We start from the raw sequence: 21,523 nt of genomic DNA, 5'->3' as shown, positions 1-21,523 counted from the left end.
AGAAGAACAGAGAGAAGAACAGAGAGAAGAACAGAGAGAAGAACAGAGAGAAGAACAGAGAGAAGAACAGAGAGAAGAACAGAGAGAAGAACAGTATAACGGCGAAGGTCGGTTGTGGCTGAGGTGCGTTGATGATCGTCGTGCAGAGTCAGCGTCCGCGCGGTTTACTCGGCGAAGCGCACGGGTCGCCGGATCGCTTCAGGACCGGAGTCAGTCAGCACCCGGCCGGACAACGGGACGCTCACGGCTACCGACTACCCCGAATGCGAGTGAAGGCCAACCTGAGCCCCTCTATCAACGCGAGTCTGTTAGTCGAGCGGCTTCCAGTCTCGCCAGGGGCGAGAACCGCGCTGGCCACGGAGCGATGCCACTCGAATCGCTGCCTCATCGCGTTTGCTCTCATCTTCGCTGGCTCGCTGCGCAGCGGAACACGTTACTCGCAGCTCACGAATGTCGCGCAGAATCTCGAAACCTGGCCAGGCCATGACGTCATACCCGTAAGCCTTCGCAAACTCGTCATACTCGGAGTCTGACATCGTGCCGAATGTACTGCGGCGCACCGCGGTGCTGACCAGGTCCCACTCCGGCGGCCCGACCGCGCAGCGCTCCAGGTCAAGGAGGATGATTTCGCCGCTGTCCGCGACGACGACGTTGCCCGACCATGCGTCGCCGTGCACCACACTGTGCGGCAGGCCGACCGGAAGATCAGCGTAGGTCTGTCGCAACTCAGCCAGACGTTCGCGTAGCCACCCGCGGTCATTGTCGCTCAAGGTCGACGCGCCATCGATTCGCTCGGCCAACCGAACGAACGGGGTCAGGTTCGCTAGGTCGAAATCAGTCGGCACCGCCGCAGCGTGGAGTTGCTTCAAGGCGGCAGCTATTTCGGGCGGAGTGCCAGGCCGATGCTTCGGGAGCTCACGCCAGAAGGTCACCGCCGCGCCATCGAGCACGACCGGCTGCTCGAACTTGGTGAGGGCTTCGACGGCCCGCACGCCAGCGCCCGCCATCCAGCGGGACACCGCGACCTCCTTCGTGGCGGCATCGGCCTGACCTTGCCGGCCAATCCGCACCACTACTTGATCCGGCAGCCGGAAGAGGGTGTTCTCGCCTTGTCGGATCAACTCGGCGCCGTCTGCCGAGAGCCCAACTTTTGCACATGCTTGCTCGAGCGCACCCCAAGCGGCTCCCGTCATGAAGCAGCCAGCACGGTGTGGATATTGTGCTGGAGCGCCGCCACCTCGTGGACCCCTTGATGGGCCGCCGCACGTCGAGCGAGGTCGCGTAGATCATCGGTGGCCCGGCGAGAGCGCAGCGACCGAGCGTCGACCAGTGCCTGTTCACCGATGACAGCGGCCTCTTGCGGGTCACCGACGGTCATGGTCAGCGAGGCCAGCTTGATCCCGCTCATTGCTCGCGATCGGGTGTAGGTGTCCGTATGGCCAGCGACGGCGCCGGCCAATCGATCGGAGGCGTCTTGCTCCGCTTCCCCTTGCCGGACGGCGAGGTCCCACAGCGCATGGCCGGTATCACCCAAGTGTTGCGCCTGGTCGTAGTAGCGCATCCAGGCGGGATCGTTGCTTGGGTCAGCCTGAGCGAACTGCTCATCGGCCAGGCCGACCGTCCGCACTGTCTCGTCGACGCGTCCGAGTTTGGCGAGCGCACGGGCTCGAGCGGACAACAACATGGCCCGCTCTGTCGCGGTCAACCGATCAGCCCGCACAAGCGCCAGCTCGGTCAGCGTGAGCCCCTGATCCGGGTCTCCGCACCAGATGGCCTGGCGTGCCATCGAGGACAGCGTCTTGGCTCGTAGATTCCAATCACCGGCCTCGTCCGCACACGCTTGAGTGAAGCGGAACATTCGGCGAGCATCATCGTGAGCGTAGGCGTCGAACGCCATCATGGCGCAGACGTGGCCGAGAAAGCCGACCGACGAGAACAGGTCGGCCCGCAGTCCCTCGGGGCACCGTGCGTCGAGCATCTCGGCCGAATGACGCAGCTGCGCGATGACTGCCTCACGGGCCAGCCCACCGCCGTAGTGGTTGTCCCAGGAACCGAAGACCTGAGCCGCAGTACGGACGCCGTCGATGTCAGCTTGAGTGATGAAGTTCGGGGTCGCAGTCGCCTCAGTCGAGGTGAGGAGATCCAGTAGTGGCGCAGACGAGACGGCAGCGGCGCCGACGCCGACCACCGCTCGGAGGAAGTCTTTTCGATCCACGTTCTCCACGGCAGGGGATGAGTGGCGGCGCACCCGAAAGCCAAGGTCAGGATCAGTGCGCACACCGGTGATTGCCCGCAACGCCGCGCGATAGTCGGTCTGCGGACTCCGGATAAGTCCCCGTTCGAGTTTGCCGATGTAGTTCGCATCGACATCAGTTCGTCGCCCCCGGTGCTCCCAGACCCACTCGTTAACCAATTCAGCGAGGTCTTGGCGCGATGCTGGCTGCCCAGGGGCATGAGGCGACTCCACGCGCTCCCGCGCCTGGCGAAGTTGATCGTTCGCCTCCATCACTCTCCGATGGTGCCACAGACCGTGACGCCTGATCACCTGACGGCCACAATCCTCCCCAATTCCTCCCCGGACCGTCCCGGCGAACATCCCTCCCGAAGAATCGATTCGCCCGTAATGGTTGTCCACATGACAGCCAGTACATGGGTCCTTACGCTCATCGCCGCAGTGCTGTACGCCTTCATGCTCCGTGACATCGCCGTGGAGGTGCGTGGCGAATGACCACCGTCGTGGAGATGCGGCAACGCTTCGCCAGCTTGCGGATCACCAACGAGCCGGCGGCGGTGATCGCGGATGCTGAACTGTCGTGAACGGCGCCCGCCGGCGTTCCTGGCGCGCAGCAATCTGGAACCGGCTCAACGACTTGTTCCGCCGATGGCAGGACGAGGGCTGAGCCCGACTCCTGACCTCGATGAGGATTTGTTCGACGACCTGACACGGCCGCTGCTCGTGGGGTACATCCGCCGCTGTTTGTTGAGGAGTGGGGACGAGATTGCACGGCTCGAAGGTGAGATGGCGATGTTCGCCCGTATCGAGGGTTACTCGATGGGCTACGCCTACGTCGAGTACTCCGACCAGACGTTCGCTGCACTCGAAGCGCTCGTCGAGTTCATCCGGAGCCAAGAGCACGTTGCGGTGATCATCCCCAGCCCGCTTCATTTCCTGAGCACGGCGGAACCGCTCAACTTGAAGGCCGTCTTCGAGCAGGCCACCGGCGCCCGCGTCCACCTGCTCGCCTCCTGACTGGCGGAATCGGTGGGCGTCGTCGTTGCCCCTCCGTGCAGCGCGATCGCTGCACCCCACCGGTTCCGTCACCCAAGACGGTTCCTGTCCGAGCGCTCCCTGTATCCCTTGCCGGCCCCCGAGCTCGGGCAGGAACCCTCCAAGACCGGCTGTCCCGGCGTAGCAGTGAGGCTGCACCGGGGCAGCCGTTCCAACCTCCCAACGTGCCACGGCCTGTCTGTTCCGCCCCACTCGAAGCGAGGTAGTCATGTCGCAGGTTCAGCAGCTCCAGATGCAGCTGCACCAGATCGCCAATGAGGCCAAGCAAGCCGCCGGAGGCTTGGTCGGCTTCAAGCAACGGTTCACCCAGCACAGCGCCCAGGTCGAGGCCCTCATCGCTGGCACCGTGACCGGCACCGACCGCGATATCGCGCAGATCCTCGACGCCGCGAGCAAAGCCGTCGACCAGGCGGTCGAGTCCTTGCACATCGCCTCGAATGGCTGTGCCGGCTACGCCAACCAGCTCTAGGCCGAACTCGTGCCGTCCGAGCTGCAACGCGTCGCGCAAGGATTAGTTGACTGCCTCAACGAGATTCCCCGGGTCGTTGGTGCCTTGCAGCATCGAGCCGACATCTGCCGACGACAGGCGGCGGAGGTCATGCAGTTCTCTGGCGGCAGCGCCACGGTCGCCGCCCAGCAGCTCGACGCTGCGGCGCGGGCCTGTGAAGCGGCGGCCTACTACCTCTCACAGGCACCGCCTAGGGCCCACGGCTGGGCGCAGCAGATGGTCGACGGGATTCGCACGAGCGGGCCCGTGGGTGACGGCACCGCAGGACGGCCAGATGCGCCAGGCGGCAGCGCCCCGCCCGCGGACCGCCGGCCGGATCGCGGCGGTGCTGAGCCGGAAGCGGATGAGCCGCGGGACGACGGTTCGGCGGGCGATGGGTCAAGCCCAGAGGACAGGCCGTCGTCGCCGAAGATGAGTCATGATGAGGCGCGGCGGATATTCGAGCGTCTACCGGTGCGCAAACCAGGCGACAAGACGAAAGGTGTGTGGCGCGATGGCGACGGTAATGAGCACGATCTCATCAGCGGACAACATGAGGACGACTTCAATGCTGCTCAGCGCCACGCTGAACGTTTAGGATTGGTCGAATCGCCATGGAAGCTGTCGACGGCGGCTGATGTAGAACTGAAGTTCGCGATGCGGATGCGCCGAGAAAACATCAAACAGGCTGAAATCATCCTCAATAATCAACCGTGCGGCGGTCGCCTCGGCTGCAATCGCCTCCTCGGACTATTCTTGCCGTCGGGCGGATCTCTGACTGTGTACGCTCCCAACGGATTCAAGAAGACCTACACCGCACGAGATCGAGAGTGAGTCAATGAACCATTCGGCAGAGGCATTCTTCACGTACGATCATGACGACGAGCCGGTGCGGTTGTCCACGAGCGATGATGTCGACCGCCTGATCGACGCGCTGCGTGCGGGATCGTGGGAGAACTCGGTCGCGGCAATCTACGTCAACGATCGACTCAACCAGGCAGGTGTGCCCGATCACGAGCTATTGGTAGCCGTCGACTACGAGGACAAAACGCGAGGCGCGCTGCGATACATGGGCGGAGATGGCACATACTTCAGCAGAGGAAGCAGCACCGCGACTGAGACGGTGTTGTATTACTACATGGGAAGTGACCGCGAGTTTCCTCGGGCCTCACTTCTGCCGCTTGACGACATCCGCGGCGCGGTCAGAGACTTTCTCGCTCTGGGAGGCGATCGGCCGAGCGGCGTCGAGTGGAGCGACGCCACCAGTTGATTCCCCGCCTGCGGAGCGCTCGACCGTCCCAGTTCTCCACAAGTTGACGAAGAGACCGGACATCTGGTGGCCTCCCGGACAATGGTGAGGGGGTCGCCGTCATGCAGGTCTTGCACGCGGAACTCGATCGCTCCGCGGAGCACGCTGGTGACGACGGCCGAGGGGATCGTGATTCGCAGACTCGTTATTGGCCTTTCGGTCAGCAAGAACACTCCAAGACTTCGGCGAAAGTTGTGCGCCCGCTAGCGTGGGTGGCGTGATCACCGTCGAGCGTTCCGTCACCGTGGATCGGCCGGTCGAGGTCGTCTTCGGGTACCTGACCGACTTCGAGACCACTACCGAGTGGGACCCGGGCACCGTCCGCACCACCCGGGTCTCCGGCGACGGCGGGCCCGGGACGACGTACCAGAACGTCTCGGAGTTCAACGGTAAACAGACCGAGCTCGAGTACGTCGTCCAGCAGCTCACGCCGAACCGGCTCTTCCAGGTCCGCGGCGAGAACAAGACCATCACCGCCGTCGACACGATGACCTTCGAGGGCACCGACCGCACCACGGTCACCTACCGCGCCGAGTTCACGTTGAAGGGTCTGGCGCGGCTCGCTGAGCCGTTCCTCAAGAAACCGTTCAAGAAGCTCGGTGACGAGGCCGAGGCCGGGCTGCGCGACACCCTGAACAAGCTGCAGGGGTAGAGCCTGCTCCACCCCGGAAGCGGGCACGGACGGGATGGGAGCGGGAGGCGGCGCGCGGAAGGGTTGGGAGCAACAGATCCCGACTATCCCGGAGGACCTCCGATGAAGCGAAACAGGCGTGTTGCCGCCGCCCTCACGGCTGCCGCTCTGCTCAGTGCTGCTGCGTTGCCTGCGGCAACGGCTGTGGCGCCGCCGCAGCACAGCGCAGTGACCTCGGCGCAGAACCCGGTGCCGGCGCTCGACCGTGCGGCGTACCCGTTGCTGTCGACCAAGCCGACCGGTCCGTTGCTCGACCTGCGGGCGCTGACCCGGATGGTGGGGGACGCGCAGGTGGTCGGGATCGGGGAGGCGACGCACAACTCCAGCGAGTTCTTCACGATCAAGCACCGGGTCTTCCGGGCGCTGGTCGAGCAGCGCGGGTTCACCACGTTCGCGCTGGAGGCGAGCTGGAGCACTGGCGTCGCGCTCGACCGGTACATCACCACCGGCGTCGGTGATCCGCGCAAGATCATGCAGCACGAGTTCCAAGGGTCGTACGAGTTCTGGAACGCCGAGGAGTACCTCGACCTGATCGAGTGGATGCGCTCCTACAACCAGACCCATCAGCGCAAGCTGCACTTCGTCGGCGACGACATCGGTTACATCTCGCCGGCCACGCTCGACCTGGTCACGGCGTACGTCGGGAAGGTGCGCCCGGCGCTCGTCCCGCGGATCACCGCCGCGTACGCCGGGCTGCGGTCGGACGCGAACGCCGCGGACTTCCTGACCGGTCTGATCGCGAAGCCGGTCGCCGAGCGGGAGCGGCTCGCGGACGCGACCCGGCAGGTGCTCGGCCTGGTCGAGTCGTTGCCGAAGACCGAGGCGCAGACCTGGGCCGCGCAGCACGCCCGCGCCGCCTGGCAGGTCGCGAAGCTGGTCTCGTACGACCTCGAGGACCCGGACGCGCTGCCGTCGGCGATGCGGTTCCGCGACGAGATGATGGCCGCGAACACGCTCTGGTGGACCCGGCAGACCGGCGCGAAGGTGGTGCTCGGCGCGCACAACGGGCACATCGCGCTGACCTCGTCGATGCCGGCGCAGTACCCGAAGATCCAGGGCGAGTTCCTCCGCGAGCAGCTCGGCCGCCGCTACGTGCCGATCGGGCTGAGCTTCGACCACGGGTCGTTCAACGCGCGCGACGTCAACGACGTGAACGGCGCGATCCGGACGTTCACGATCCCGCCCGCCGCGGCCGGCAACAACGAGCACACGCTCGACAAGGTCGCCTACCGCGACTTCTACGTCGACCTGCGGAAGCTGCCGCGGAGCACGAAGGCCTGGCTCCAGCAGGAACGCCCGACCCGCGACATCGGTACCGCCTACCCCTGGCCTGACTCCCCGGTCGCGCTCGGAGCCTCGTACGACGTACTCATCCACTTCAACAAGGTCACCGCAGCCCACCTCCGCTGACGCCCGAGAACCCCTCGCGCAACCGCGCGAGGGGTTCTCGGCGACAAATTCAGTCAGCCGACCGCAGCATCGTCCGAATCCCCACCGTCAACCCCAGCGCCCCCGTCACGATCGCCGCGACGAACCCCCACAGCACCGGCGCCGACCACACCTCCCCCGCGAACAGCGTCCGCTCCGCCTCGACCAGGTACGACAGCGGGTTGAACTTCGACGCCACCCGCATCCACTCCGGCCCGGTCTCCAGCGGCAGCAGCATCCCGGACAGGATCATCAGCGGGAACAGGAACGTCTGCTGCACCACCCAGAACATCCAGTCCTGCTTGCGGACGGCGATCGCCAGCGCGTAGCTGAACGAGCCGAGCCCGATCCCGAACGCCGCCAGCAGCACCAGCCCGACGATCGCGCCGTCGAGGTGCAGCGTGAACCCGAACGGCACCATCACCGCGATCACGATCACCGCCTGCCCGAACAGCGGCACCATCTCCTTCAGCGCCCGCCCGATCAGCAGCGACGACCGGCTCAGCGGAGTCACCAGCATCCGCTCGTGCGCGCCGGTCTGGAACTCGAAGAGCAGGTTCGACCCGGTCGCCGAGGTCCCGAACAGCGTCGTCATCACCAGGATCGCCGGAACGAACCACTGCCAGACGCCGCCGTCCAGGTTCCCGCCCATCGACCCGGCCAGCAGCGGCCCGAACAGCGCCAGGAAGACCAGCGGCTGGATCATCCCGAACAGCAACGAGAACGGGTCCCGCAGGACGGGCCTGAGCTCGCGGGTCATCACGATCCGGATGTCCCGGAGGAAGTTGCGCTCGGGCAGCTGAGCCGGCGGCGCGGCGACGGACGAAACAGTCAGGGTGGTCATGTCAGGCGGCCTTTCCGTTGGAGTCGCGCAGACTGCGACCGGTGAGGTTGAGGAACACGTCGTCGAGCGTCGGCCGGTGCACCTGAGCAGCAGCCACCGGTACGCCGTACTGCTGCGCCGCGCCGAGCAGCACCGGCAGCGCGGCCGGCCCGTCGGTCACCCGCAGGCTGACCTGGTCGCCGGAGGTCTCGAACTCCTTCGCGCCGGGCAGCTTCTCGGCCAGCTCGCGCAGCCGCGAGTGGTTGCTGGGAGCAACGGTCAGTGCGAGCCGGTCGCCGGCGAGCCGGGTCTTCAGCGCGTCGGCGGTGTCGTCGGCGATCACCTCGCCGTGGTCGACCACGACCACCCGCTCGGCCATCGAGTCGGCCTCGTCCAGGTAGTGGGTGGTGAGCACGATCGTCATCGCGTACTGCTCGCGCATCCGCAGGATGTGGTCCCACAGGTTGGCCCGGTTCTGCGGGTCCAGCCCGGTCGACGGCTCGTCCAGGAAGAGCAGGCCGGGCGCGTGCACCAGCCCCATCGCGACGTCGAGCCGGCGGCGCTGGCCACCGGACAGCTCGGACACCTTGCGCTGCGCGAGCTCGGTCAGCTCCAGGTTGTCCATCAGCTCCGCGGTACGGCGCTTCGCCGCGCGGCGATCCATCCCGTAGATGATGCCCTGGCCGGACAGCTCGTCGGCGACCCGCTGCTGGTGACCGGCGCCGTTGCCCTGGCCGACGTACCCGATCGCGCGGCGGACCCGCGCGGCGTCCGCCGTCACGTCGTACCCGGCGACGGTCGCGGTTCCCGAGGTCGGCGCGATCAGGGTGGTGAGCATCCGCAGGGTGGTGGTCTTGCCGGCGCCGTTCGGGCCGAGGACCGCGACCAGCTCGCCGGGTTCGACGTCCAGGCTGATGCCGCGGACCGCGTGCACGGTCTCGGTGCGGCTCACCACGAAGTCCTTGGTGAGTTCTCGGGTGCTGATCACGGTCTGTCTCCTTCGTCCGGTTGCTTGGGGACGACACTTCCAGGAGAAGAGGACAGGTTCTGGCCGGTACTGAAACGGGGTGCCCGCAGATCGCGGGCACCCCGGTTCAGGCAGCGGTCACAGCTCCGCGGCGCGTCCCGCGTAGCGCTGGGTGAAGTCGGGGGACTGCTGCGCGGTGATGACCACGTCGTAGTACCCGTCCTCGGTCGGCCAGTTGACCACGGTGTGCTTGCCGGCCGGGACCGAGATGGTCCGGGTGCGGCCGTCGTAGTCGTTCGGGGTCAGCGTGAAGGTGACCGCCTGGCGGCCGTCGGCGTACAGGGTGAAGTCGACGGTCGCGTCCTTCGTGCGGCGGCCGTCGGCCCGGGTCTGGCCCTTGTTGAGCCGGACGTCGACCCGCGGCTGGGCCGAGGTGCGGTCGCCGGCCGGGACGACGGTGCCGGCGAAGGACCGGACGAAGTGGTCGGGCCCGTGGAAGGTGAACGCGTACTTGCCGCCGGTCGCCTTGGTGTCCCAGGTGTACGACGACTCCTGGCGGGTGGTCGCCGTGAGCGGCAGCGCGTCCTGCCCGATGCCGAGCGGCTCGGCGCCGACCAGGGCGGGCACGTACTTGTCGGCCAGCCCGACCAGGCTGACCGCCTTGCCGTGCGGGCCACCCTCGACCTCGAAGGTCACGGTCGCGGTGCCGGTGGTGTGGTTCTCGACCAGGACGCCGGTGGGCTGGAAGGACAGCGGGCTGCGCCGCGCCTTGCCGGTGACCTTCTGGGTCGGCATCACCTGCGCGCCGACGGCCGGCTGCGGAACAGCCGGCAGGGCGGCGTCGTCGGAGACCGACTTCAGCAGGTCGGCCGGCTTGGGCAGCTTCGGGAACGACGGGTCGAAGCGGCCGAAGTCGATCGCCGAGAGCAGGTTGCCGGAGATCCCGCGGCGCCACTCGTTGATGTTCGTGCACAGCGCCGGCCGGCCGAGGCTCTTGGTCCACTCCTCGATCAGCTGGATCGTCGAGGTGTGGTCGAAGACCTCGGAGTTCACGTAACCGCCGCGGGTCCACGGCGAGATCAGCACGAACGGCACCCGGCCGCCGTAGCCGGGCTTGATCCCGGGCGCGCGCTCCCCGGTGGTGCCGACCTCGGGGATCGGCGGTACGACGTGGTCGAAGAAGCCGCCCTCGCCGATCCGGTTGGCGTGGTCGGGCTCGTCGTAGTTCAGGATGATCAGCGTCGACTCCCACAGCTCGGGGTTGTCGTGCACCGCCTGGACCACCCGGTCGAGGTAGACCGCGCCGTGGTTCGGAGCGTACGTCGGGTGCTCGGTCCAGGCCGCCGGCGCGACCACCCAGGACACCTCGGGGATGTCGCCGGAGGCGCAGTCGGCGATGAAGTCGCCGAGCACGTAGTCGACGTTGGACGGGTCGTTCTTGATCCCGGCCGGCTGCGCGGTGTGCGCGTGCACGACGTTGCCGCGGGCCAGCAGGCCCTTGCGGGGCATGGTGTTCTCCGGCGTCGCGTTCTTCGGGTCGAACGCCGCGAAGGACCGGACGGTGTTGTCGGTGTAGTCACCGAGGAACTCGTCGTCGGTGTCGTTGTTGACGTAGATCTGCCAGCTGACGCCGGCCTCCTGCAGCGTCTCCGGGTAGGTCTTGAACTTGTAGGCGTACTTGTAGTCGCCACCGTTGTTGACCACCGGGCCGCCCTGCGTGCCGGCCGCGTCGTTGGTCCCGGCCCACATCATGATGCGGTTCGGGCTGGTGCTGGTGTCCAGCGAGCAGAAGTAGTGGTCGCCGATCGTCCAGGCCTTGGCGATCGCGTGGTGCCACGGCACGTCGGCTTCCATGAAGTAGCGGTTGCGCGCGCTGGTGTTCTGCGCGTTGTACTTGAGGCTGTCCGCGTGGTACGGCAGCAGGTAACCCTCGGCCCGGCTGTTCGGGTCGTGGTAGATCGTCTGGCCGTTCTGCCAGGTCAGCACCTGCTTGTCGCCGAATCCACGGGCACCGGCCAGGTCGAGCGTGCCGTAGTAGTGGTCGAACGACCGGTTCTCCTGCATCACGATGACGATGTGCTTGAGGTCCTTGATCGTGCCGGTCCGCTTGCCGCGCTGCGCCGACTGCGCGCCGGACGTGCTGTCGGCCGTCCCGGCCGCGGCGACCGACGCGGCCGTGGCCGGCGCGGCCTGGGCCGGAACGCTCGACAGCCCGCCGGCGGCCACCGCGGCGCCGGCCGCTCCCGCGGACTGGATCAGCCGCCGCCGGCTGATCCGGTTGCGCTCGGGGGATGCGGAATCGTGTTCAGACATGGGTGTACTACCTAGCCTTTCGTGGATGGTTGCCTGAAAAGTCAACAACCGACGATCCGGGAAAGGCAGTCACCAGGTCGTGAACGTTCCGGAAAGTCTGGAACCTCGTTGAGCCGGGCCGGCATCGCCGGTAAACCGCTGTTCACCGATGCGTCAGCGACATCGTCTGAAACGTTCACCGCCGCCCTCCAAGGTCGGTCCGGTGAGCAGCGAGACGGCCTCGGCGGTGCTGCCGCCGACCCGGTCCGTGGAGCTGGTCGTCGGCTCGCCGTACGGCATCGACGACTGGCTGGGCGGACCGGCCGGCCGCTACGACTTCGTCTTCGTCAACGACGAGGGCGCCGGCGCGGAGGTCTACCTGGAGGATCCCGCGACCGAGCGGATCTATCTCGAGGTCGAGCACTTCGGCCGCGGCGTCAGCCGGGCGGTCACGGCGTCGGTGCCGCCCGGGACCTACCGCTGGGTCTGCATCACCGACTACACGATCAAGTACAGCCGGCCGGTCGTCGTCACCGGCGACCCGCTGCCGTACGCCGTGCACGGGATCGTCCCGGTGACCGGACTCGACCTGCGGATCCCGATCAACGCCTACGTCGCCTGGATCACCGCGCAGCTGCCCGCGCTCACCGAGCAGGTCGAGCAGCTCCGGAACGCCTTGCAGGCGGGCGATCTGGCCAAGGCCAAGCGCGACTGGCTGACCGCGCACGTCACCTACGAGACGCTCGGCGGCGCCTATCGCGCGTACGACGAGACCGGCGACGACATCAACGCCGACCCGCCGCGCGGTCTCACCGGCGAGCGCCTCGCCGACGCCGACTTCGCGGGCTTCCGCAAGATCGAGGCGATGCTGTGGCGCGACCGGCCGGCCGCGACGATCACGCCGTACGCCGACGCGCTGCTCGCGGCGGTCGGTGAGCTCGCCGAGGAGCTGGCGCTGCCGAACGCGATCACGCCGATCGACATCGGCCGCCGGGCGCACGAGATCCTCGAGGACACCCTGCAGTGGGACCTGAACGGGATCGGTGACGCGGGCAGCGGGACCGAGCTGGCGACCGCGGACGCGAACCTCACCGGCGTCTGGCAGGCGCTCGCTCCACTGCGGCCGATCCTGCGCAGGCAGAACCCGTACCTCGACGAGACCGACGAGCAGCTCCGGCGCACCCAGCAGCTGATCCGCAGTTACCACCACGACGACGGCTGGGTCGCCCTGGCGGCACTGTCCGTCCGGCAGCGGGCCGCGGTCAACGCGGCCGTGCAGCACAGCGTCGAGCTGCTCGCCCACACCGCGGCCATCGTCGACCCGCGCAACGCCGCCCGCGAGCGAGGCCCGATCACCCATGACTGAGCACGACCTCGCCGGACCAGCCGGCCGGCCGTTCGAAGGGGACCACCAGGCCGGCATCCTCGACTCCGCGCAGCCGGCGGCGGTCGTCGTCGCGTTCCTCGTCACCGCGGCCGACCGGGCCGCGCTGCGGCGCATGTTCCGGACGCTGACCGAGACCATTCGCTACCTGGTCTCCGGCGGTGACGCCCCGGCCGGACGCGGCAGTCACGACGGGCTCGTCTCGACGCCGTACGAGAACGGCGTGCTCGGCCCGGGCACGGTGCCCGACAACCTCACCGTCACGGTCAGCGTCGGCGCCGGGCTGTTCGACGACCGGTACGGGCTCGCCGACCGCAAACCGGCCCGGCTGCGCGCGATGGACGAGTTCCCGAACGACGCGCTCGACCCCGACCGGTGCGACGGCGACCTGCTGCTGCAGATCTGCGCCGATCACCGCGACACCGTCCTGCATGCGCTGCGCATCTTGATGCGCGCGACCCGCGCCGACCTGCAGGTGCTGTGGCAGCAGGAGGGTTTCACCAGTCCGCCGCGGCCGGTCGGGACGCCGCGCAACCTCTTCGGCTTCAAGGACGGTACGGCGAACCACGAGTTCCTCGACCGCCCCGAGCTGGTCGACCACCTGGTGTGGACGAAGCCCGGCGGCGACGAACCGGACTGGGTGAGCGGCGGCTCGTACCACGTGGTCCGGCTGATCCGGATGTTCGTGGAGTTCTGGGACCGGATCTCGATCAACGAGCAGCAACGGATCTTCGGCCGGGATCGCGACACCGGCGCACCGCTGTCCGGTCGGCCCGGTGAGCGCGTCGCCGGCCGGGAGGAGTTCCAGCTGCCCAGCTACTTCCGGGACGCGCACGGCAACACCGTGCCGCTGACCGCCCACACCCGCCTCGCCAACCCGCACGACGGCAAGGCCGACGACCGGCGGATGCTGCGCCGCGGTTTCAACTACAGCGCCGGGATCGAGCCGAACGGCCAGCTCGACCAGGGGATGATCTTCGTCTGCTTCAACGCCGACCTCGACCGCCAGTTCGTCGCCGTCCAGACCCTGCTGATCGACGAACCGCTGGTCGACTACATCTCGCCGTTCGGCGGCGGCTACTTCTTCGCGCTGCCCGGCGTCCGGGACGCCGGCGACTGGCTGGGCCGCGGCCTGTTCGATTGAGTCAGGAAGCGGACAGATCCTGGCCGGTACTTCTGGCAACCTGATCTCATGTCCGAGACCTCCGCACGACTCCTCGCGCTGCTGTCCCTGCTGCAGGCCCGCCGCGACTGGCCGGGTGCGCTGCTCGCCGAGCGACTCGAGGTGAGCCCGCGCACCGTACGCCGAGACGTCGACCGGCTGCGCGACCTGGGCTACCCGGTCCGCGCGAGCAAGGGCCCGGACGGCGGCTACCGACTCGATGCCGGCGCCGACCTGCCGCCGCTGCTGTTCGACGACGACCAGGCGATCGCCGTCGCGGTCGCGCTGCAGACGGCGACGACCACCGTGACCGGGATCGAGGAAGGTGCGTTGCGCGCGCTCGCCACGGTTCGCCAGGTGATGCCCGCCCGACTGCGGCAGCGGGTCGACGCGTTGCAGGTGACGACCGTCGATCGGTGGGCCGGGTCGAAGCGGACGAAGGTCGACTCCGAGCACCTGATCGCGATCGGTACGGCGGTGCGCGCGCACGAGGTGCTGCGGTTCGACTACGCGTCGCCGGGTGCGTCGGAGGAGGAGTGGGTTCCGCCGCGGAAGGTCGAGCCGCACCACCTGGTGACGTGGGGTGGGCGCTGGTACCTGGTCGGCTGGGACCTCGATCGCAAGGACTGGCGGACGTTCCGGGTCGACCGGATGCAGCCCAAGACGCCGACCGGCCCGCGGTTCACGCCGCGCGAGCTGCCCGAGCCGGACGTCGCGACGTACATCTCGTCGCGCTTCACCGGGCGCGGTGAGTGGCCGTGCCGGGGCGAGGCGATCCTGCAGGCGAAGGCCTCCGACATCGCGCGCTGGGCCGGACGGGACGCGGTGGTCGAGGAGATCACGCCGACGAGCTGCCGGTTGATCCTGCCCGGCTGGTCCTGGACCGGGCTGGCGGCGAACTTCGGGATGTTCGAGTGCGATCTGGAGTTCGTCGGGCCGCTGGAGCTCAAACAAGCCGCGGCCACGTTGGCTGCTCGCTACACGGCGGCCGCGTCATGACGCCGGAACATGTGTTCGCCGATGTGGCGGCCTGGCACGAGTGGTTGACCGCCGAGCACGAGACGTCGGACGGGGTCTGGCTCGTGCTGGCGAAGAAGGGGACGACCGATCCGACCAGCCTGACGTACGACGAAGCGCTGGAGGAGGCGCTGTGCCACGGGTGGATCGACGGCCAGCGGGTGTCGCGCGACGCGCACACGTTCAAGCAGCGCTACACACCGCGGCGCCCGCGCAGCAACTGGTCCCAACGCAACGTCGGGATCATCCAGCGCCTGGAGACCGAAGGACGGATGCGGCCGGCCGGTCGCGCGGAGGTGGAGCGCGCGAAGACCGACGGGCGGTGGGAGGCGGCGTACGGGCTGTCGACGGGGCGCGACGTGCCTGCCGACTTGGCCGAGGCACTGGCCGCGTCGCCGCGCGCCGAGGCGATGTTCGCGATCCTCACCCAGCAGAACCGGTTCGCGATCCTCTACCGCCTCACCAACGCCAAACGCGCCGAAACCCGCACGAAGTGGATCACCCGCTACGTCGACGAACTGGGCCGAGGTGAGACGCCTTACCCGCAGAAGCGCGCGCTGGACTAGCGCCGACTCCGACTTGGGCGGTGGGTGCTCACAAGTAGTTGCCCTGATCCCCGGGGCGGCAGGGATCAGGGCAACCTGATGGTCAGCCGCGCGGCGTGGTGAGCGAGACGATCTGCGGGTTCGTCCAGTCGCTCGACACGATCGTGGCGCCGTGGGCGGCGAGCTGGTTGACCTTGTCCGTCGCTTGCTGGACGGTCGGGTTGCGGCCGTCGATCGCGGGCGCGACGGCGTGCGCGTCGACCATCACCAGCAGGTAGTTGTTGCTCGTGTAGAACGCCGTCGACCCGGCGTACCAGCTGCTCGCGTTGCCGTCGAAGGTCACGTACCACGGCGCTCGCGCACCGCCGCGCTCACCGACCCGCGGGTCGGTCACCGAGGCGCCGTTGATCGTGGTGAACATGGTCGCGCTGGCCAGCTTCCCCGCGGCGTTCAGGCTGATCAGGTGGTCGGCGTACTCGAGATCGGTGTCGTAGCTGTCGAACGGGTTACCCGCCTCGAAGGCACCCGTCTCCACCAGTACGACGAACTTCCCGCGCAAGCTCTCCCGGCTCGGCCAGCCACCGGTCCGTACGGCGGTGTCGAGCGACGCCGCCGACCCCTTCACCTCGGCCGGGTGCAGGATCGCCCCCGCACCGAGCGCGTTGGTCAGCAGCGTGTCGAACTGCGCCGGCCCGAACCCGGCGCGCCCGTCGAACCCGTTCTTCATCTCCAGCTTCAGCACGACCGGCGCGTGGCTCGGGTTCTGGTCGTGCCACAGCCGCAGGTTGCGCAGGCAGGTCTGCAGGCTCTGGTTGCGCGACCCGGACCGCAGCCCGGCGTACGTCGTCGCGGACGAGCAGTTGTTGGCGTTGCCGACCGGGTCGTGCCCGACCCAGTAGGCGCGGGAGCCGAGGAAGTTCTGCCAGACGTCGATCTCCAGCATCGACGCACCGGACTCCAGCGCGTCGATCATCCAGGGGAACGTCGATTGCACGTACGCGTTGTGCACACCGACGCCGGTGACACCGGCCAGCGAGCCGTCGGCGCGCGGCGCGGCCTGAGCAGTGGGGGACAGGGACAACGCGGTGGCCGCAACGGCCACCAGGGCAGCAAGACGCTTCACGAGAGCACTCCTCAAGGGGCGGATCGAGGGGAACTCCCCAATGATCACCCACGGTGCTCCACCATGAACCAAACGTGAGCGAACAACAGTGGACGATCAGCGATCCACCGCCTGTCAGGCAGCGTCGTGCAGCACCAGCCCGAGCGTGTGCCGCAGCCCGGACCGCACCGTGCTCACCCCGTGCCGCACCGGCACCGCCGACCAGCCGCGTGTCGACCGCACCGGCCGGTCCCGCGTGGTGAAGATCAGCCCCTGGCCTTGCGGCAGCGACGTCACCGTCCCGCGTGACTGCGCCCGCGGCCGCTGCTCGACAAGCAGGAACTCGCCGCCTTCGTAGTCGACGCCGGCCTGGTCCAGCCCGATCACCACCTGCAGCGGGAACACCAGTTCGCCGTACAGGTCGCGGTGCAAGGCGTTCCAGTCGCCCGCCTGGTAGCGCAGCAGGATCGGCGTCGGGCGCTCCTGCCCGGCGCGATGACAGTCGTCGAGCCACTCCTCGAACGAGTCCGGCCACGGCGCCTTCTGGCCGAGCTTGTCCGCCCAGTCTCGCGCGACCGGCAGCAGTTGCGTGTAGAACCTCGCCCGGAGCTCGGTGATGACGTCGGGCAGCGGGTGGGCGAAGTACCGGTACTGGCCGGAGCCGAAGCGGTAGCGGGCCATGTCGATCGTCGCGCGGAAGCGCTCGACCTCGGCGTACCAGCTGGTGATCTCGTGGCACTGCGCGGGCGTGAGCAGCGGTGGGGTCAGCGCGCAGCCGACGGCGTTGAGGTCATCGATCCAGTCCATACGAGTGGAACGCGACGGCGGCTCAGAATGTGAGGACGCCGGTGTAGGTGAGCGCGAACGTCCCACAGGGGAAGAGGAACAGGCTGGCGAGGATGACCACCTGCTTGAAGGTCTGGCCCGGGCCGATCAGCCGGCGGTAGGCGACGACGAGGACCGGGACCATCACGATCTCGAGCACGAGCATGCCGCGGGGGATCACGTGGTCGAGGGCGGCGAGCACGACCGACAGCGTCGCCGCGGCGATCCAGGCGGCGTACCCGATCCGGTACGTCGTCCGCGCGCCCAGGCGGACCGCGATCGTCCGGTACCCGGCGGCGCGGTCGGCGGGCAGGTCGGCGAGCGTCGTCGGAAGGTAGAGACCGATCGCGGCGAGCGTGCCCTGCAACGCCATCACCCACGGGAAGGCGCCGAGGTCAGGCGTCACCGCGGCCCAGCCGGCGAGCGGGCCGAAGGCGCCGAGGGCCAGCGAGTTCGAGGCGACGTCGAACCCCGCGCGGGTTTTCAGCCGCAGCGGCGGGACGCTGTACGCGTAGCCGAGCAGCAGCGCGAACAGCACCCCGGCGGTGAACACCCATCCGACGAACGCGCCCACCACCAGCGACGCGACGTCGGCCACCGCCGCGAGCCGCTTCGCCTCGGCGACCGTGACGCGGCCGTCGAGCAGCGGCGACTTCGACTTGCGCGGGTTGAGCAGGTCACCGGGCAGGTCGTACGCGTCGTTGATCGCGAGCACCGCGAGCCAGAGCAGCGGGCCCATCACCACCGCGCCGAGCAGCAGCCGCGGCCAGGTGTCGACCGGTGGGACCAGCTGGTGCGTGGCCAGCAGGATCCCCACGTAGTACGGCACGACCGACACGATCCAGAACGCCGGCCGCCCGACCAGCAGCACATCTTTCGCCCGGGGACGGGGTCGCACCGCAACGAGTGTGGTCACGTCTCCACACTCCTCTCACGAGCTGCGCAGCACCTCCCTCCAACGGGTGAATCGCCTCACTCCTGAGGCTGAATGTGAGCAACAGAACCCTTCTCCAGCGCCGCCCACACCGACCCGTCGTCGGCGACCGCCAGCCCGTGCGGCTCCGACCCGTCGCCGAGGGCAACGGTCTCCCGTACGCCGCCGGCCGCGTCGATCCGCACCAGCGCGCTGGATCCCCACAAGGTCACCCAGCACCCGCCATCGGCAGTCGCCGCCACCGCGTGCGGCTTCGCCTCACGATCCGGCAACGGGAACTCGGTGATCACCCCGTCGCGGCCGATCCGCCCGACCTGCCCGGCCAGGATCTCCACGAACCACACGCCATCGGGCCCCGCACTGATCCCCACCGGTCCAGCCGCCTCGGTCGGCAACGGGTAGGTGGTCACCACCCCGTCCACCGTCATCCGCCCGATCGCGTTCCCCGCATTCAACGTGAACCACAAGTCCCCACCACCACTGGTGATGTACGCCGGAAAAGCCCCCGCTGTCCCGATCGCGAACTCGGTCACTCCGTCCGGTCCCACCCTTCCGACCAGATCCGCGTCCATCACCGTGTACCAGACAGCCCCGTCCGGACCCACACACAACCCGTACGGCGACCCGCCGACCGCGACCGTCGACACCACCCCGTCCACGATCTTCCCGATGCTGTTGTCACCCGACCGCGTGAACCACACCGCCCCGTCCGGCGCGGCCACGATCACACTCGGCCGACTCTCCGGCGCCTCGAGATCCACCCGCTCGACCTCGTCGCCGGCCAGCCGCGCGACGACGCCGGTGTGCACGAGCGTCGTCCACACCTCCTCGCCGCGCAGCGTCACGCCGTACGCGCCTTCGCCCACCGTGAACTCACTGACTGACAAGGGACTCCTCCTCGATCCTGTGGATGGCGCCGCGCCAGCGGGAGATGAAGCGGCGGTCGTGCGTGACGACGACGAGCGCGCCGGGGTAGTCGTCGAGCGCGGCCTCGAGTTCCTCGACGAGGACGAGCGACAGGTGGTTGGTCGGCTCGTCGAGCAGCATCCCGTCGTACGGCGTGGTCAGCAGCCGCGCGAGCGCGAGCCTTCGCCGCTGACCTGTGGACAACGCGCCGACCTTCGTCAGCAACTGCTCCTGGCGGAACAGTCCTAACCCGGCCGCGCCCCGATGCCGCGCGAGCGCCGTCCGCAGCGTCTCGTCGGGCCGCGGCTCGACGACGTCCTGCGCGAGATACCCCAGTCGCCCGCGGCGCTCGACGTACCCGCGGTCAGGCGTGAGCTGCCCCGCCAGCACGTCCAGCAATGTCGACTTGCCCGCACCGTTCGCTCCGGTGATCAGCAACCGCCCACCCACCGGGACCTCAACAGAAACAGGCCGCAGCCGCCCAGCAACAGCAACCCCGACTGCCTCTATCAACATCCCTTCAGCACTGCCGGCCGTCCGCAGCCTCGCCCCGAACTTCAGCGGCTTCGCCGGCACCGGCGGCGGATCCGCCTCCAGCCTCCGCAACCGCTCCTTCGCGTTCCGGATCTTGCTCCGCTCCGCCTCGTTCACCCGCCCGGCCGCGCGGTCGTACGCGAGCTTGTTGTTGTCCTTCATCGGACGCCCGTGCGCGACCCGGTCCGCGGTCGTCCGCACGGTCACCTTCATCACCGCGACCTCGTCCTCCCAGACCTGCCGCGCCTGCTCGGCCCGGGCCCGTTCGGCGGCCTTCTCGACCAGGTACCCGCCGTACCCGTTCCCGTAGCGCGTCACCCGATGCGTGTCCCCGTCGACCTCGAACAGTGTCGACGCCGCCCGCTCCAGGAACGCACGGTCGTGCGACACCACCACCGTCGTCCCCGAGCGCCCGCGCAGATGCTCCTCCAGCCACTCCGTCGCCGACCGGTCCAGATGGTTCGTCGGCTCGTCGAGCAGCAGCACCTCCGCCGAAGCAGCCAGTACGGCGGCCAGCTGCAACCGCGCCAGCTCGCCGCCGGACAGCTCGCCCAGCACCCGATCACCGGGCAGCGCCGACAACCCGAGCCCGTGCATCGCCCGCGCCAGCCGCGCGTCGGCGTCGTACCCATCGCGCGCCTCGAACTCCTGCTGCACCTCGCCGTACTCCGCCAGCACCCAAAGGTTGCCATTAGCAAGCAATCCCTCGAGCTCACGCAGTCGCGCCTCCAGCGCGCGAAGGTCCGCCAGCGCGTGATCGACCACCGCCGAGACATCCAGCTCCGGCGGCAACGGGCTCTCCTGCGCGAGGAACCCGACGCTCCCCGCCACGACGACGGACCCGTCGTCCGGTTCCTCGGCCCCGGCGAGCAGCCGCAGCAGCGTCGACTTGCCGGACCCGTTCTCCCCGATCAGCCCACTGACCCGCCCCGGCGGGAACGCGCAGTCGACCTGATCGAGCACGACCTTGTGGTCGTAGGACTTGCCGAGATGGTGCACAGACAGCTGCGTAGACATACGTGTCCTCCTGACGCGCGGTTCGGACGGTGGAATCACCGGAACATCAGCGGGTCAGAGGATCACGGGCTACTCCTTAAAGCGACAAATGTTGCGTTAAGATGAAACCATGACCAGCCCGGTGGACGCAACCCCCTTACCCGGTCCGGCTCGCCCCGGCGGCCGCAGCGCCCGTGTCCGCGCGGACGTGCTGCGCGCGGTCGGCGAGGAACTGGCCGAGCACGGGTGGGACGCGCTCACCATCGACGCCGTCGCCGCCCGGTCGGGTGTGCACCGCACGACGCTCTACCGCCGCTGGAAGACGGTCGACGCGCTGCTCGTCGACCTCCTCGAGGCCAACCGCGACGACACCTGGGCCCCCGCCGACACCGGCGCGCTCAGCACCGACCTGATCGCCCTGAACCGCGAGGTCCGTACTGCCGCCCTCGAAGAACCGTCGGTGATGTCCGCGGTGATCGCCGCGTCCTTCCGCTCACCCGCGGCCGCCGCGGCCCAGACCCGCCTGTTGGACGACCGCTACGATCGCTGCGCCGTGGTCGTCACCCGCGCGATCGCCCGCGGCGAGCTCCCCGCCGGCACCGACCCCCACCGCCTGCTGATGGCCGCAACCTCCCCGCTCTACCACCAGCTGTTCCTGCGCCGACAGCCGATGACCGAGGCCGAGGCGGACCGCTGGGCGACCACGACAGCGGCCGCGGCCGAAGCCGGCGCCTTCCAGGCCTGACCACCACTCCGGCCGCGATCCGCGCTGCGAGATCACTGCAGCGAGCGGCGTTCTCCGCTTAGGCTGCTTCTACACCGTTGAAGGAGG

Annotated in this window: 21 protein-coding genes; 11 read left to right on the top strand and 10 right to left on the bottom strand. The window is 68.5% G+C overall.

All coding sequences use genetic code 11. The annotated features are described in order from the left end of the window. Positions 1-308: 308 nt before the first annotated feature. Positions 309-1,193 carry a phosphotransferase family protein gene (locus ACZ6Z4_RS21030; RefSeq protein WP_465566730.1) on the bottom strand — a complete coding sequence of 295 codons (885 nt, stop codon included), beginning with the start codon at positions 1,191-1,193 and terminating at the stop codon, positions 309-311. After that, entirely contained in the window at positions 1,190-2,506 is a 1,317-nt protein-coding gene (locus ACZ6Z4_RS21025) for an XRE family transcriptional regulator (RefSeq protein WP_465566809.1), read from the bottom strand. Before ACZ6Z4_RS21025 ends, ACZ6Z4_RS21030 begins: the two co-directional genes overlap by 4 nt. A 294-nt stretch (positions 2,507-2,800) precedes the next feature. Between ACZ6Z4_RS21025 and ACZ6Z4_RS21020 the strand changes: the two genes are divergently transcribed. From ACZ6Z4_RS21020 to ACZ6Z4_RS20995, 6 genes are all read left to right on the top strand, one after another. Further along, positions 2,801-3,250 carry an RNA-binding protein gene (locus ACZ6Z4_RS21020; RefSeq protein ID WP_465566727.1) on the top strand — a complete coding sequence of 150 codons (450 nt, stop codon included), beginning with the start codon at positions 2,801-2,803 and terminating at the stop codon, positions 3,248-3,250. A gap of 247 nt (positions 3,251-3,497) precedes the next feature. Continuing rightward, complete coding sequence (locus ACZ6Z4_RS21015) at positions 3,498-3,758, top strand: hypothetical protein (protein WP_465566725.1); 261 nt, start codon at positions 3,498-3,500, stop codon at positions 3,756-3,758. A 9-nt stretch (positions 3,759-3,767) separates the two neighbouring features. Then, a complete protein-coding gene (locus tag ACZ6Z4_RS21010) occupies positions 3,768-4,610 on the top strand; it encodes a DddA-like double-stranded DNA deaminase toxin (protein WP_465566720.1) in 843 nt (280 codons plus the stop codon). A 4-nt stretch (positions 4,611-4,614) separates the two neighbouring features. Then, the gene (locus ACZ6Z4_RS21005) at positions 4,615-5,046 is read left to right on the top strand and encodes an Imm1 family immunity protein (RefSeq protein ID WP_465566718.1); all 432 of its coding nucleotides are present in this window, start codon (positions 4,615-4,617) and stop codon (positions 5,044-5,046) included. A 256-nt stretch (positions 5,047-5,302) separates the two neighbouring features. Further along, complete coding sequence (locus ACZ6Z4_RS21000; RefSeq protein WP_465566713.1) at positions 5,303-5,737, top strand: SRPBCC family protein; 435 nt, start codon at positions 5,303-5,305, stop codon at positions 5,735-5,737. A gap of 102 nt (positions 5,738-5,839) precedes the next feature. Then, complete coding sequence (locus ACZ6Z4_RS20995; protein ID WP_465566710.1) at positions 5,840-7,186, top strand: erythromycin esterase family protein; 1,347 nt, start codon at positions 5,840-5,842, stop codon at positions 7,184-7,186. A 49-nt stretch (positions 7,187-7,235) separates the two neighbouring features. On the opposite strand, the gene ACZ6Z4_RS20990 is transcribed toward ACZ6Z4_RS20995, so the two are convergent. From ACZ6Z4_RS20990 to ACZ6Z4_RS20980, 3 genes are all read right to left on the bottom strand, one after another. Next, positions 7,236-8,048, bottom strand: a complete 813-nt coding sequence (locus tag ACZ6Z4_RS20990; RefSeq protein ID WP_465566707.1) for an ABC transporter permease — start codon at positions 8,046-8,048, stop codon at positions 7,236-7,238. Between the two features lies 1 nt (position 8,049). Beyond that, positions 8,050-9,015 (bottom strand): ATP-binding cassette domain-containing protein, encoded by a 966-nt coding sequence (locus ACZ6Z4_RS20985; RefSeq protein WP_465566704.1) that lies wholly within the window; start codon positions 9,013-9,015, stop codon positions 8,050-8,052. A 117-nt stretch (positions 9,016-9,132) separates the two neighbouring features. Continuing rightward, a complete protein-coding gene (locus ACZ6Z4_RS20980) occupies positions 9,133-11,307 on the bottom strand; it encodes an alkaline phosphatase family protein (protein WP_465566700.1) in 2,175 nt (724 codons plus the stop codon). Between the two features lie 202 nt (positions 11,308-11,509). On the opposite strand from ACZ6Z4_RS20980, the gene ACZ6Z4_RS20975 reads away from it, so the two are divergent. Genes ACZ6Z4_RS20975 through ACZ6Z4_RS20960 form a run of 4 tightly spaced genes read left to right on the top strand, consistent with a single transcriptional unit; the run spans position 11,510 to position 15,415 of the window. Further along, entirely contained in the window at positions 11,510-12,652 is a 1,143-nt protein-coding gene (locus ACZ6Z4_RS20975; protein WP_465566697.1) for an imelysin family protein, read from the top strand. Then, entirely contained in the window at positions 12,645-13,814 is a 1,170-nt protein-coding gene (locus ACZ6Z4_RS20970; protein WP_465566695.1) for a Dyp-type peroxidase, read from the top strand. Before ACZ6Z4_RS20975 ends, ACZ6Z4_RS20970 begins: the two co-directional genes overlap by 8 nt. Positions 13,815-13,862: 48 nt before the next feature. After that, positions 13,863-14,831 (top strand): helix-turn-helix transcriptional regulator, encoded by a 969-nt coding sequence (locus ACZ6Z4_RS20965; protein ID WP_363670259.1) that lies wholly within the window; start codon positions 13,863-13,865, stop codon positions 14,829-14,831. Then, positions 14,828-15,415, top strand: a complete 588-nt coding sequence (locus ACZ6Z4_RS20960; RefSeq protein WP_465566690.1) for a YdeI/OmpD-associated family protein — start codon at positions 14,828-14,830, stop codon at positions 15,413-15,415. Before ACZ6Z4_RS20965 ends, ACZ6Z4_RS20960 begins: the two co-directional genes overlap by 4 nt. Positions 15,416-15,497: 82 nt before the next feature. On the opposite strand, the gene ACZ6Z4_RS20955 is transcribed toward ACZ6Z4_RS20960, so the two are convergent. The 5 genes from ACZ6Z4_RS20955 to ACZ6Z4_RS20935 form a co-directional block, all read right to left on the bottom strand. Beyond that, on the bottom strand, positions 15,498-16,517 hold the full coding sequence (locus tag ACZ6Z4_RS20955) for a phosphatidylinositol-specific phospholipase C domain-containing protein (protein WP_465566687.1): 1,020 nt from the start codon (positions 16,515-16,517) through the stop codon (positions 15,498-15,500). A gap of 114 nt (positions 16,518-16,631) precedes the next feature. Beyond that, positions 16,632-17,303, bottom strand: coding sequence for a 2OG-Fe(II) oxygenase (locus ACZ6Z4_RS20950; protein ID WP_465566684.1), 672 nt, complete (start codon positions 17,301-17,303; stop codon positions 16,632-16,634). Positions 17,304-17,325: 22 nt separating this feature from the next. Then, on the bottom strand, positions 17,326-18,219 hold the full coding sequence (locus tag ACZ6Z4_RS20945; RefSeq protein ID WP_465566680.1) for a UbiA prenyltransferase family protein: 894 nt from the start codon (positions 18,217-18,219) through the stop codon (positions 17,326-17,328). Between the two features lie 74 nt (positions 18,220-18,293). Then, positions 18,294-19,142, bottom strand: coding sequence for a Vgb family protein (locus ACZ6Z4_RS20940; protein WP_465566677.1), 849 nt, complete (start codon positions 19,140-19,142; stop codon positions 18,294-18,296). Further along, on the bottom strand, positions 19,129-20,712 hold the full coding sequence (locus ACZ6Z4_RS20935) for an ABC-F family ATP-binding cassette domain-containing protein (RefSeq protein ID WP_465566674.1): 1,584 nt from the start codon (positions 20,710-20,712) through the stop codon (positions 19,129-19,131). The genes ACZ6Z4_RS20940 and ACZ6Z4_RS20935 overlap by 14 nt, the downstream gene beginning before the upstream one ends. A 109-nt stretch (positions 20,713-20,821) precedes the next feature. On the opposite strand from ACZ6Z4_RS20935, the gene ACZ6Z4_RS20930 reads away from it, so the two are divergent. Continuing rightward, positions 20,822-21,436: a TetR/AcrR family transcriptional regulator gene (locus tag ACZ6Z4_RS20930; protein ID WP_465566671.1), complete on the top strand. Its 615-nt coding sequence runs from the start codon at positions 20,822-20,824 to the stop codon at positions 21,434-21,436. The last annotated feature ends 87 nt before the right edge of the window (positions 21,437-21,523 follow it).

It is taken from the genome of Kribbella sp. NPDC104740, from assembly GCF_055583505.1.
This window is presented reverse-complemented; position numbering and strand designations above follow the sequence as displayed.